At 35.7% G+C, this 13506-nt stretch carries 10 protein-coding genes; all 10 read right to left on the bottom strand.

Annotation, left to right across the window (positions count from 1 at the left end):
- Position 1 precedes the first annotated feature (1 nt).
- Positions 2-1285 carry a glycoside hydrolase family 125 protein gene (locus tag CYJ72_RS10670; protein WP_284629806.1) on the bottom strand — a complete coding sequence of 428 codons (1284 nt, stop codon included), beginning with the start codon at positions 1283-1285 and terminating at the stop codon, positions 2-4.
- A gap of 642 nt (positions 1286-1927) precedes the next feature.
- Entirely contained in the window at positions 1928-3352 is a 1425-nt protein-coding gene (locus tag CYJ72_RS10665) for a response regulator transcription factor (protein WP_284629805.1), read from the bottom strand.
- Positions 3313-5010: a sensor histidine kinase gene (locus tag CYJ72_RS10660; RefSeq protein WP_284629804.1), complete on the bottom strand. Its 1698-nt coding sequence runs from the start codon at positions 5008-5010 to the stop codon at positions 3313-3315. Before CYJ72_RS10660 ends, CYJ72_RS10665 begins: the two co-directional genes overlap by 40 nt.
- On the bottom strand, positions 5007-5594 hold the full coding sequence (locus CYJ72_RS10655) for a YesL family protein (RefSeq protein ID WP_066125611.1): 588 nt from the start codon (positions 5592-5594) through the stop codon (positions 5007-5009). The genes CYJ72_RS10660 and CYJ72_RS10655 overlap by 4 nt, the downstream gene beginning before the upstream one ends.
- 117 nt (positions 5595-5711) lie before the next feature.
- Complete coding sequence (locus tag CYJ72_RS10650; protein WP_284629803.1) at positions 5712-7940, bottom strand: GH92 family glycosyl hydrolase; 2229 nt, start codon at positions 7938-7940, stop codon at positions 5712-5714.
- Between the two features lie 542 nt (positions 7941-8482).
- Positions 8483-9937, bottom strand: a complete 1455-nt coding sequence (locus CYJ72_RS10645; RefSeq protein WP_071409333.1) for an ABC transporter substrate-binding protein — start codon at positions 9935-9937, stop codon at positions 8483-8485.
- Positions 9938-9993: 56 nt separating this feature from the next.
- On the bottom strand, positions 9994-10905 hold the full coding sequence (locus tag CYJ72_RS10640; protein WP_284629802.1) for a carbohydrate ABC transporter permease: 912 nt from the start codon (positions 10903-10905) through the stop codon (positions 9994-9996).
- 16 nt (positions 10906-10921) lie between these two features.
- A complete protein-coding gene (locus tag CYJ72_RS10635) occupies positions 10922-11881 on the bottom strand; it encodes an ABC transporter permease (protein WP_431606496.1) in 960 nt (319 codons plus the stop codon).
- Positions 11882-12289: 408 nt separating this feature from the next.
- A complete protein-coding gene (locus tag CYJ72_RS10630; RefSeq protein WP_284629801.1) occupies positions 12290-12454 on the bottom strand; it encodes a hypothetical protein in 165 nt (54 codons plus the stop codon).
- A 416-nt stretch (positions 12455-12870) separates the two neighbouring features.
- Complete coding sequence (locus CYJ72_RS10625) at positions 12871-13503, bottom strand: V-type ATP synthase subunit D (RefSeq protein WP_066125589.1); 633 nt, start codon at positions 13501-13503, stop codon at positions 12871-12873.
- Positions 13504-13506: the final 3 nt, after the last annotated feature.

The raw sequence follows: 13506 nt of genomic DNA, 5'->3' as shown, positions 1-13506 counted from the left end.
CCTAAATTTTTACTTGATAATCGTAGTAATCTAATAATAATTCACAAAACATCATATTTGACCAAGAGAACCACTCACGAGTAAAGGCTTTAGGATTATCAACATCGAAGGATTCGTGCATACGATTGGTGCCTCCATCTGTGTTAACCAAAATATCTAAAATTTCTTTCTTTTCTGCCTTGGTTTGTGCGGTCAAACCTTGAATAGCTAAAGCCATTGGCCAAATGTAGTGTTCCCAAGTATGTGAACTTCCGATCCCTTCCGCATATTTTCCTTTATAAAAGTACGGATTTTCTGGACTTAAAATAGTTTTGCGTGTATTGAGATAAACAGCATCATCATTTTTTACATAACCTAAATAAGGAATCGACAATAAACTTGGAATATTCCCATCATCCATAATTTTATAATTGCCTAACCCATCTACTTCATAGGCATAAATTTCTTCGCCCACTTTATTTTTGACTTTGGCATATTTTTCAATACCCGCTTGAATTTCTTCTTTTAATGAAATAGCTTCAGCCACTAGCTCAACCGGTAGGTCAATGACAGAAGCTAATTTTTCGACATAACCTAATACCACGACCGCAAACATATTAGAGGGTACTAAATAATGATATTCACAACGGTCATCACTTGGTCTAAACCCACTCCAAGTCATCCCAGTGTAACCAACAGGTGTCCCCACACCATTGACTAAAGTATCTTCTTCACGATCCGTATCACGAATAAAATGGTACGGAGAGTTTTCATGGTTTTGCTCGGTACGCCATACATGTAAAATATCTTTTAATCCTGTGATAAATTCATCATCAAGATGTTCTGTACGACCGGTGTTTAAATAGAGTAAATAAGCTAACTGAATCGGATAACATAAGCTATCCACTTCATATTTGCGCTCCCAAATTAAATCTGTCATCTCTGTCTGATCATCCTGATGTCCTTTACCATTGGCCTCGCGGTTAAAGGCATTGGCATAGGGATCATGATGAATATTTCTAAATTGTAAAGTGACCAAACCTTTAATTAATTGATACACTTCTTCATCCATTTTGGCAAGTAACATATAAGGTCTTAATTGTGCACTTGAATCGCGTAACCACATCGCTGGGATATCACCTGTTAAAACAAATGAGGTACCATCTGGATTACGTTGAATCGTTGTTTCTAAAGTATTTAAAAAACATTCCTCAAACACTTTACCCCATTTTGGGTTTTCACTTTGTGTTTTCTTAATAATCTTCTCCATAAAAGATTGAATTGTTGGTGTTATTTGAAATGACATATTAAACCTCCTAAATATATTTAGTCAATTATATTATAAGGTAAAAACGCTATCATTATAATAGTTAAATAGAATATACATACTTTATTATAAAACACCACTAATTTATAGACTGAAAATTTACCAATCATCCCTCATATTCGGTTAAACATACCCATTAAAGGAGTTGGTAGAAAAATGAACAAAAAGGAATGGGCCAGAAGTCGCAAACTAGATGACTTTCGCTGCTTCTTCCCACTCCCAATTAAGTAGCTTTCAATTTTGTCTTTAAGACGCGGTTGGATATTATGCAACTGCGGCGGTTATAAAATAGCTGTTTGATACTATGTCACCGTTGCATTTATAAGATAGCGGTTGGATATTATGCAACTGCGGCGGTTATAAGATAGCGGTTTGATACTATGTTACTGCGGCGGTTATAAAATAACCATTTGATGTGAGGCCACCACTGCGTTCATAAAATAATCATTTGATGTGAGGCCACCACTGAATTTACAAAGTAACCAGGTTGAAACAAGATTTTTAAAATTTTGACCAATCCTATTTTATTCAATCAATCCCCATGTTAGCCTTTAAAGTCCGGTCTCAAATTCTGGTCCTAAATAAGCCGGTGCCCAGCACCATAGCTTTAGAACGCAGTCTCTACAGTAGTTCTTGCTCATCATCCCAGTAATGCTGACGGTATTCTTTAGGACTTAAGCCCTCGGCCTGTTTGAACATCCGATAAAAATAGCCTTGATTTTGATAACCAACTTCATTGCCAACTTCAGCAATCGTCAATTGCGTCTTAATTAACAATTGTTTAGATTTTTCAATCCGCAATTCATTCAAATATTTAGAAAAAGACTGATTCAACTCTTTTTTAATTAGTTGTCCCAAATACATGACATTCATATGCAAATGATCAGCTAAATGTTTCAAAGTCAGTTCTGACGCTAAATTTTCATTGATATAGATAATCGCCTCTTGAACGATTGGATGAAGGCGATCATATTCTACTTGCGCTTGATTCACTCTTAATAATTCAGCCGTTTGTTGAATCACTTGGTGAACCGTTTCAATTTCGGTCAATAATGGTTTTTCCACCGTTTGATAATTGATAAATGCTTGCATAATTTGTAATACTTCATCACGATTAACTGCTTGATAGGTCAATTCTCTTTCCAATTGGGTTAATAATTCGCCTACTTGTACCAATTGATTTTTATCTAAATGCTGATATATTGAAGCAATGAAAGAGGCAATAGTCTCGTCATTGGTCTTTGTTGGCACTTCAAATAAATAGTTGACGAATGATTGTTCTGAATCTTTTTGGATATAAAAGTCTAAATTGTCGATGCGGCGTCTAAACACCTGAAACCAATGATGTAAATCTGTTAAATTTAACGGTTCAAGTTGTTTTATCACTCTACCTTGTAATAACGCATTCTCTTGGATTTTAATGACAATGATATCGTGGTCAAACTTTTGAATGATTAACCAATTGGGTGAATGTTGATAGTGCTTTAGCCATTCGGCAAATGGTTGTTGAGCATTCGGTGTAATAAAGAAGACTTGGGTCGCTTCGTTAACGTCCTCTAATTCAACATTATTTTGAAGCGGATTTCTCAACCATTCAAATAATTTTTGTTTCTTCAAATTTACTTTTTGTGTTTGTAATTGATAATGAATATCCAAGCGATGCATTACTTTTTTCAATGCTTGATGCAATTCATCACGATCGATTGGTTTTAATAAATAATCAGAGGCACCTAATGATATTCCGCTTTTGACATATTCAAATTTTTCATAGCCTGAAATAAAAATGAATTCAATCCGATGTTCTTGATTTTTTACTTGTTCGATAAATTCAATGCCGGATAAACGTGGCATGTTAATATCCGTAATAATAATATCAATAGGCTGTTGATTGATCACCGCCATTGCTTCTTCACCATGACTAGCCGTTGCGGCTAATTGAAGGCCTAATCCTTCCCAATCAATCATCCGTTCCAAGCCCTTTAAAATCATAAACTCATCATCAACCATTAATACTCGATAGTTTCGGTGATGGGTAGTTTCAACCAAACTGTTACACCTCCTTTTGTATTAAGCAGATATTCCATTGTTATTCCCTTACCAAATGCTTGAGCCAGCCTTTGCGCCACCAACCCTATCCCAATGCTAGTCTGCGATGGTTGTATTTGATAGGGGTTTTTAATATATTGCTTAATTTGCGTATTCAGTAAATCCATTTGCTCACGGGTCATTCCCTTACCATTATCACTTAATTTTATCTCGATAGTATTCGCTACTCGTTGAATCTTTAAGCTTAAATAATTATCCTGTCGACTAAAATCCACACCATGGACCAAATAATTTTCGATTAAAGGTTGTAAAGTAAACTTCGGCAAAATAATTCGGTTCAAACTTTCATCCAGATCAATATCAAAAGATAATTTTTCCGGATAACGAGCCTGGTAGAGTCCGACGTATTTCTTGATGAAATAAACTTCTTGATAAATAGTCGCTTCTTTCTCATTATTGATATTATTACGGAGTAAAGATGAGAAATCATAGACAAATTCAGCTAAAGAATCTGCGCCTTCAACATAAGCACTCATCCGAATATATTCTAAAGTATTATATAAAAAGTGAGGGTTTATTTGTGCCTGCAAAGCCTTTAAGACAGCTTCATTATTTTGTAATTGCAAATGAAATACTTCGCGCATACTGGCTTGTTGACCATTTAACATCGCATTAATCGCCTTAGTTATCTGTTCAAGTTCTGCTACTTTATTATTTTCATTAATCCGATAATAAACTTGTCCTTGTTCAATTTTGCGGGTTGTGACTAGAATATCATTTACCTGATCGGCATAACGTCTAATTTGCTTGAAAATAAAAATTAAAATGATTCCGGCAGTAAACATCACAAATAGAAAGATTCCAAGAATAATCCCAATAATCCGTTGCCATAAAATTCTTTTTGGCATTAAATAAATGACACTATGACCCGTAGTCGTCATCTCTTCACTCACGAAATGATCTTGTCGCCACTGATCGATTTTAGCTGGGATCTCCGATAAAGTTAGTGTCTCTCCAGGTTTTGAAGCGAAGTTTCCCCGTCCTACTAATTGGTTGACAACGGGATCAAAAATTAACAATTCCCCTTCTTTTTCGGTAAAAATTTCCTTAGATAAATCATCATAAGAATAAGTAAAATATAATTGGCCCAAATCCTGCAGAGTAAATCGGCTTCTTAACGGCATCGATAAATGAACGCCAGCTTTAAAATTTAATTGGTCTACTTTACGCCCTTTAGGATTTTCCGCTAGTGACTCATAAAAATACTCACTATTAGCTAGACTCATTTGAATCGCCGTTAAATGTCGATTGTAATCATACTGACGCAATGTTTCATTCGGTAAAAACTCACCACGAGCGCCATTTAATAAATAATACGTATGGTGGTCAGAATAACTTTCATTAAAATAACGATTCAACTCTTTTTCCCAACGATTAGACGAGGTCAACACTTGAGCAAAACGATTCATCCCATTGGTAGCATTCGTTAATGTAAAAGCCATTGTTTTAGCAATACGATCCATCTCCATCAGCATGGCATCACGCCTTTGAATATAGATGACCCCCGTGACCAAGGTAGGTAAGGCTAACATTAAGATTAACGTTGTTAAAGTATAATATTTTAAAATCAGATTCAGTTGATTCTCTTTTACTTTCATATTATCTCCAACCTTGTCCATTCTTTATAATAAATTGACGTCATAAAACTAATCCAAATCGCCCATCCTGTTAAAAAGACAATTGCGGGAAATTGCATACTCACTAAGCCTAAAATAAATCCTAATAACAAGGTACCAATATTCGCTTTGGGAGACATAAACAACTGCATCCACGATAATTTAGTAATTTGCCAAGCAGCACCGTCGTAATATTGTCTAAGTTGCGCTTCTGCCAACATCGTTAAGACACATCCAATCAACAGAGCCACTTGCACAAACCATGACATTAAAAAGATAATCCCTTTCAATTGACTGGTCACAAATAATGCCCACAATAACAAAATGATACACAGATTATAGAGCCATGAAATAATAGCCGTCTGCTTATATTCGATTTTAACCTTGTGCCACCATTGTTTAAAAGTTAATAATGCAGCATTATTTTTTGCTTCTAAATGCAGACTAATGCCTACGGTTAAAGATGACAATAGACACCCTCCCAATAGAAACCCTAAGACTAGCATTAAATTTAATTTTAAAAAATAGTATATGCGATGAATCGCCTCATTAAAACGTGATTCCATTGTTCATGACTCCTGACTTTATATTTTGTTACGATTGATTGGATAGGGTTGCCTTTAAATAGACATTTAGATAAAAGTAATAAATGTTTAAGACACTCTTCTTTAGAGCACTCAAGTTTACTGATCAGCATGAGCAACATCCATTGAGAATGGCCGTAAAGCGGGTGCTACTTTTTCAATACTTGGGACGGCTCCTAGTGATTGTTCTAAATGAACCCCTTTCATTAAATCTTGATGACTTAAATATTGCGGTAAATAAGGTTTCCCATTTAGCCAACGCTTGGTAACCACTTGTAAATACGGTGTCTGATAATTTCGTGAAATTAACTCAATCTTTTGACCACTTTCTAAATGAATAGTGGCTTCATCCCAAATCATCATCCCTAAGGTCCATTGACTTGCACCAGGTGTCATTGGATATAGACCGAGACTACTCAACACATACCAACTGGATAAACTACCATTATCTTCATCACCAATATAGCCATCAAATGCGTCACTAAATAATTGAGTGATTAATTGTTTAATCAGTAAATGAGAAAATTGAGGATACCCCGCATAAATGAATAAATAAGGCATATGAAAGCTAGGTTGGTTCGACAAGGCTAATTGACCGAATTGCACACGAGCCATTTCTGTCATTTCATGAATTTCATATCCATAACCATTGACATCATAAATAGGTTCCTGATTAATTAAATGATTGAGATGATTAAAAAATTCTTCATCGCCACCGTGTAAGGCAATTAAATCGGCAATATTATGATAGACAGCCAAACTATTTTGCCAAGCACTTCCTTCAGTATAGTGTTCGCCCCAACGATGAGCGTCGATTGTCTCCAACCACTCGCCACTATCGGTACGTGGTACCATTTGCTTATCCTTCACATTGAATAAATGACGATAGGAACGGGCACGCACTCGATATTCCTCAGCTAATTCTTTTTTCCCTAAATAAGCTGCCACTTGACTAATACAAAAATCACTATAAGCAAAATCCAAAGTCTTATTGACCGATTCATGGAAATTTGTCGACAAATAGCCTAATGATAAATATTCTGCTACTCCTTCACGACCTTCTGTAGCATGCTCACCGGCATGATTAGCTGAATCAATCATCGCCTCTAATAATGAAGATGCCGTCTCCTTATCAATTAACCCCTTCGTTACCGCATCAGCAATTACCCCATCTGCTAAAGTACCCGGCATTAATCCGCGCTCATCAGGCGATAACCATTTAGGTAAATAACGATCTGCTCTCACAACTGATAAAATACCATCGATAAATTCCGGTATTTTAGACGGTATGATTAAGCTATACAATGGATAATTCGTTCTAAACGTATCCCAGTATCCATTATTAGTGAAGAAATGGCCCACTTCTACTTTACCGGTATAAGGCGAAAAATGAACCGTTTTATTAGTCGAATCCACTTCATGTCCCATTTGGGGAAAAGTGGCTGTACGCCATAAGCAATGATAAAATAATTTTACTTGGTCAAAATCACGATGTTTAACATCAATACGCTCTAAATAATTAAGCCATTTATTGGCTGAATGATGTATGCCATCTAAAAATGTCCCTTTAAAAAAATCATCTTGTAGTCGATTGAATTTTGCCTGCTCATAAGAAATGTAGGACGTGGTCAACGACATCTCAATTGTTTCTTGTTCAACCTCTACCTGAAATAGATACATTACATGATCATGTTGATTCAAATTCAATGGTATTTTGATTAGAGGCGTCAAGCGACACTGCGACTTTAGAATTGAATATTGTTGAAATTGATTATATTTTGAACCCGCCAATTGGGCAGTTTCTAGTTGAATGGAATGACCATCCGATTGTAAATTAACCGTACTATCCGCATCAAGAGTAATGGTTAATAAATGATACGGAAAAGTCCGCGTGGCTTGTACTTGCCATCTAGCACCACGCTCACCTACCGTCCAACTTTGTTTTAATCCATCTCTCAATCTTTTATAAGATAAATAATGAGGTTGAAAAATTGCCTCATCAGGACGATAACTACTCATTGAAATATTCAGTGCCATATTTTCAGTCGGGTTAGCCATTAATTGTCGATACTCTTCCTGTGTTAATCGTAATTGATTAAATAATACCTGGCAAAAATCCCCCATCCATGGACTCGGTTGATGAGTTAACCTTACACCATATTGAGTATAATCATCAGGATGGAAAAAACGACTTTCATTTAAACGCGTTTGCATTACAAAATGGTTCATCCCAAAAGGGACACCAGTATATGGCAATGTATTACCATGCCCGATAGAATGTTGATTACGAGTACCCATCCTCGTATCAATAAATTGTAAATGATTCATCCAATCACCTCGTAAACTATTATACGCTATTACTAAAGCGCACTCAAAAAATTTAAAAGAAGAGGCGGCACCATCGTACCTGCCTCTTAGGGGGTTCAATATTAGTTAAATTTAGCAATGGCTCTATAGAATTTATAAAGTTGATGCCCAGCCTCCAGTGCTGAACACCTTTCATCGCACTTTGGTAATTCGGCTCAAAGTTGCAGAAATGGCCTCCACTTCGAACATACCCCTTGAGTGTTCAGCACTCTGCAGGTTATGTTCTCCAGTGTTCCATTTCTGAACGCAACTTTTCGCACTTTGTTAATCCGGCTCCAAATAGCTGAAAAGACCTCCACTTCGTAATTCCCCCTTGAGTGTTTGCACTCTTCAGGGGAAATGCTCCAGTGATTCTTTTCAAAGCGCTATTTGTCGCACTTTTTCAATCCGGCTCAAAGTTGCAGAAATGGCCTCCACTTCGAACATTGCCTTTGAGTGTGTTCCACTCTGCAGGCTATGTTCTCCAGTGTTCCATTTCTGAACGCAACTTTTCGCACTTTATTTTACTCTTTTGTTTTTAGGTATTCGTCGAATTGTTTTTGCATTTCTTCTTGGATTTTATCTAATCCTGCTGCTTTTAATTCTTCATTAAATGTTGGTAAAACATCATCTGGGTTAACGGTACCTGTATGTAAGCTTGAAATGTATTGAGCGACTACTGTTTGAACGTTCGCAATTTCAGTTTTTACATTGTCTGTTACAAAGTTGAATCCTAATAATGGTGATTCTTCAGCATTTTGTAATCCTTCTTCTGATGCTGCGATTTGTTCATCAGTAATTTTTTCATCTTTATATAAGATATCCGCATTACCTGTATTCCATGCTGACATATGGCTTGCACCTTCATTATATGCTGGTAATAATTTAATCGTACCATCTTCATTCATTTCCCAGTTTTCGCCTTCTGGTCCATAAACTAAAGTATTTAAAATTTCAGGATTTGTATTGACTTCGTTTAATACTTTGACTGCTGCTTCTTTATTATCTGAATTTTGTGACACAACAAAGTTAGCCATACGCGCTTGAGCGACTGATTTCAATGGAACTTGTGTATAAGCTTGAATTTGTAATTCTTTGCCTGAAACTGTTTGTAATAAGTAGTTACCATAGTCACGTGGTCCCACAGTCTCACGACGGACTGCCCATGTGTCTGCTTCTAATGGATAACCTTGATCACTTGTTGCTGCATCTGCAGGTAAGTAACCTTTATTATAGAAATCATGCATTACTTTTAAATCAGGAATTAAAGAATCGCCTTCTTCATAAGGGTTAATAATTTTAGTCTTATCGCCTAACATATCAATTCCTAGAGGAACGGTATCGCCTAATACAAAGTCGAAGTCATGACCGACACGCCATCCTTGACCTGCTGCTAATCCCGCAACACCACTTTCGCCTTCTTTAACAGCTTTTAATAATGGTTCCAAATCGGTCATACTTTTTACAGAAGTATAGTCAAAGTCATATTTTTCTAAAAATGTTGGGTTAAATGCCCAATATTGCTCAGCATACACATTACCATTAACAGGGAATGCATATAATTTTCCATTTACTGTACTACCTTTAATATAGGCTTCATCTAACATTTCTAATGATTCTGGAGCATATTCTTCCATCAATTCTGTTAGATCTGCATAAGCACCTTTTTGAGCATTGTCTAAAAAGTTAACCGCAAAAGCAATATCATATTTTTCACCTGCATTGGTCATAACTGTCATTTTTTGATCGTACTCACCCCAACCGATGTATTCCATATCGATTTTAGCATTGACTTTTTCGACTAATTTCTCATTAACGATTTCCAATAGCTTATCCAAATTATCTGGAGCCGTTCCAATTTGATACCATTTAACCGTTGTAGGTTCTTCGGCAAATACATTGGTTACAGGTGATGTTGCTAAAACACTTGATAATGCCAAGGCACCGACAGCCGCTGATTTTACAATTTTTTTGAACATATTTTTCTCTCCTTTAAATCTCTCTTGATTCTCCAACGCCTACCAACTTCATTTTGCTACTCCTTCACCCCTCCAATCGTTAAACCACTAATAAAGTATTTTTGGAAGAATGGATAACTCACCGCAATTGGTAATGTCGCAATTACAACGAGGGCCATTCGAGTTGCTTCCTTCGGAATATTGAGTTGAGATATATTGATACCTAAACCCGCATTATCTAACATATAGTCAATATTACTTTGAATATTCATCAATACATATTGCAGTGGATACAAATTAGTTTTCGTAATATAAAGTAACGCATTGAACCAATCATTCCAATAACCAATCGCTGCGAACAATCCAATCGTCGCTAATCCTGGTACTGATAATGGCAAGACAATTTGTAAAAAGACTCTCAATTCACTCGCACCATCAATACGAGCTGATTCGATAATAGAATTCGGAACACTCTTCTTGAAAAAGGTACGCATAATAATAATATTAAACGGACTAAAAGCTGCCGGTAATATTAAGGCCCAAATCGTGTTCTTTAATTTTAATAAATTGGTTACCACAATATAACCCGGTACTAACCCAGCCCCAATCAACATCGGGATAATAATCAACACTAAGAAAAATTTCTTAAAAGGTAAATTTGGCCGAGATAGAGCATATGCATAGGTACTCGTAAAGGTGACATTAATGATAGTTCCTAAAACGGTCACCAAAATAGAAACCATTAAGGCATTAAAAATTTGACCTGACATTGTGGATAAATAACGATAACCTTCTATACTCCATTCAGACGGGAATAATTTATAACCATTTTGAATAATCGAAGTTTCACTCGTTAACGATACAATGATAATAAAGATGAATGGAAAAACGCCTAAAAATCCTACTATACTCATTAAAATACTAAAAATAAAATTGGTTTTTTTACCGAAGCGATCCACTTGGACTCTTTCGATTTTTTTCTTCACCATGTGTGTCACTCCTTCATTAAATAACTGCTGATTCTGGATCTATTTTTCTAACAATCAAATTCGATACTGACAGTAAAATAAATCCTACAAATGATTGATAGAGACCTGCTGCTGTTGCCATCGAAATATCACCGGACGCTGTTAATGCATTATAGATATGTGTATCTAATACAGCCGTTACATTGTATAACAGACCTGAATTTCGCGGTATTTGATAGAATAAACCGAAGTCTGCTCTAAAAATACCTCCTAAAGCTAAGATTGTTAAAACAATCATCATCGGAACAATCTGTGGAATCATTACATGACGAATTTGTTGCCACTTAGTGGCCCCATCCACTTCCGCAGCTTCATAATATGTCTTATCAATACCAACGATGGCTGCAAAATAAATAATCGAACTATAACCGATACCTTTCCAAATACCTAAAAAGATTAATAGCGGTGGCCAAATACCAGGCGTTACATACCAGTTTTTGGCGACGCCACCTGATTCTCGAATAAGATTAGGAATTAATCCTTTGTCCACACTGATAAAGGATGATACAAAGAAACTCACAATTACCCATGATAAGAAATAAGGTAACAGCATTGATGTCTGAATTGTTTTAACTAAAAAACGATTACGCATCTGACTTAAAATAATTGCAAAACTTACCGCAATAATCAGTCCTACAAAAATAAAGAACAAATTATATAAGACGGTGTTTCTAGTAATAATATAAGCATTACGTGAACTGAATAAGAACTCGAAGTTTTTGAATCCTACCCATTGACTATTAAAAATACTGGAAAAAAAGCCACCATCATCTGAGAATTGAAATTTTTTAAATGCTACCACATTTCCGAATACAGGAATGTAATAAAAAATAATTAACCAGATAAAACCAGGTAAAGCAAAAAACAATAATGGCCAACTACTCTTCAAGCGTTTCATTTTTTGTTTCCGCAATTTTTGTTTTTCCGTTAGTTCCATTTTTACCCCTCCGTTTTTAACCGCTTACAAGTATATTGTAACGAAAACGCTTAAATTCAGCCATTGACTAAATATAGTTAAATTAGGACAAAATATAGAAATGTTGGAATTTTTAAAACGAATTCACTTATCGTGGATAAAATCCATATAATTGTGTAAAAAGAAAGGTCATTAATCCCTCCTAACGAGTACAATATTTTAAGAACCTGTCAAGGTTCGCTACGCTTTCCCCTTTGGTAGAACCTTGCTAGCAATTAGTCAGTAACTAAGACAAAACTAATTAATGTGCTATTTAATTTTACACGATATTATGGACTTGACTGAAAAAGGATTTTATTAAATTTTAATGGTACTATTAATTTTAATAACTTTACTTGAATTTTATTATCACAGATAAAATTAGTAAATTTAATATTTGTTTCCTTTTCTAAAAGGTATAAATCGGAGTATTATAAATACAATATATGGGAATAAAATATTTCCAATAGTTAAATTTCTGAATTTAAAAAATAGAAAATCAAGGGTATCAATAATAGCAACAATTAAAAAAAAGTAAGCAATTTTATTTTTCATAGTCTAAGTATCCTCCTTTTTTAATAAAATAATTATACCAAAAAGTAAACGCTTGTAAAAATTATGGGAGTGGGCAAGAAGTAGAAAATTAAATAATTTTCGCTTCGTCGGCCCACCCCGCGCAGGTGAGTAGGTCTCAAACAAGTCCTTAAGACGCAGGTTGAGACCACTCAACCACTGCGCTATTAATTAAGGGACAATAATGTTAACTAAATGTATCAAGTTAATGCCCAGCCTCTAGAGATTTAGCTAACAGTTTCTACTGCAAAGCCTTGCTGAAACTGTTTGACTTTAGTCATTATAGTTTCACATGTGTTAGATGTAGCGGGTTTCAGCCGCCGAGTTAACGCCCATGCTGGGCGCACACAAAAAAGCCTGGCTAGAAATTCATTCTTTCTAACCAGACCTTTTCACTTTTATTTTTGTCCCATATCCTTAATCTTCATCATACGCGTTACTTGCGCACGCTCAGCCTCTTCTAATTTCATTTCAATGAAATAGATTGTCTCTTCTAATTGAGGAATGGTACGGAATTCTAATGCATTCACACGACGACGGGTCTTTTCAATCTCATCCGCCATCAACTGACAGCCTTTTTCAATCTCGGCCAATCTTAACATATCCGTTAAGCTTTCGTTAACTGACTCAATCGCTTGGTCCATATCAGAAGTTGTGGCCAAATAACTATATGGGAACTCACTATCTAACGATTGGTCTTTTATCTCGTAGTTAAATTTGGGTACCTTCACACTCATTACAGAGTCATAGCGCACCTGTAAACTCACTTCTTTGGCTGGTAGTGAAAAGATTTCTTGCACCATTTGATCACTCTTCATTGATTTCGCTAAAACAAAATCTTGCATCGCTGAAGTCAGTTGTCCTTCAACTTTTTTTCGTAATTCATTATTTTCTTTAATTTTCATAATGAACTGACGCATCAATTCGTCTTGCTTATCTTTCAATAATTTATGACCACGGGTGGCCGTCTTTAAACGCTCTTTTAGAATGCTTAACTCCATCCGAGTGGGATTGACATTCAATCTAGCCATGAA

The sequence above is a fragment of the Globicatella sanguinis genome (assembly GCF_002847845.2).
Lineage (GTDB): Bacteria > Bacillota > Bacilli > Lactobacillales > Aerococcaceae > Globicatella > Globicatella sanguinis.
The sequence above is the reverse complement of the archived record's forward strand: the minus strand, read 5'-3'. Positions and strand labels throughout refer to the sequence as shown.

Bases quoted from the DNA above. Each gene is read 5' to 3' on its own strand.
- CYJ72_RS10670 (WP_284629806.1), bottom strand. From the start codon at position 1,285: ATGTCATTTCAAATAACACCAACAATTCAATCTTTTATGGAGAAGATT.
- CYJ72_RS10660 (WP_284629804.1), bottom strand. From the start codon at position 5,010: ATGAAAGTAAAAGAGAATCAACTGAATCTGATTTTAAAATATTATACT.
- CYJ72_RS10655 (WP_066125611.1), bottom strand. From the start codon at position 5,594: ATGGAATCACGTTTTAATGAGGCGATTCATCGCATATACTATTTTTTA.
- CYJ72_RS10650 (WP_284629803.1), bottom strand. From the start codon at position 7,940: ATGAATCATTTACAATTTATTGATACGAGGATGGGTACTCGTAATCAA.
- CYJ72_RS10645 (WP_071409333.1), bottom strand. From the start codon at position 9,937: ATGTTCAAAAAAATTGTAAAATCAGCGGCTGTCGGTGCCTTGGCATTA.
- CYJ72_RS10640 (WP_284629802.1), bottom strand. From the start codon at position 10,905: ATGGTGAAGAAAAAAATCGAAAGAGTCCAAGTGGATCGCTTCGGTAAA.
- CYJ72_RS10635 (WP_431606496.1), bottom strand. From the start codon at position 11,881: ATGGAACTAACGGAAAAACAAAAATTGCGGAAACAAAAAATGAAACGC.
- CYJ72_RS10630 (WP_284629801.1), bottom strand. From the start codon at position 12,454: ATGAAAAATAAAATTGCTTACTTTTTTTTAATTGTTGCTATTATTGAT.
- CYJ72_RS10625 (WP_066125589.1), bottom strand. From the start codon at position 13,503: ATGGCTAGATTGAATGTCAATCCCACTCGGATGGAGTTAAGCATTCTA.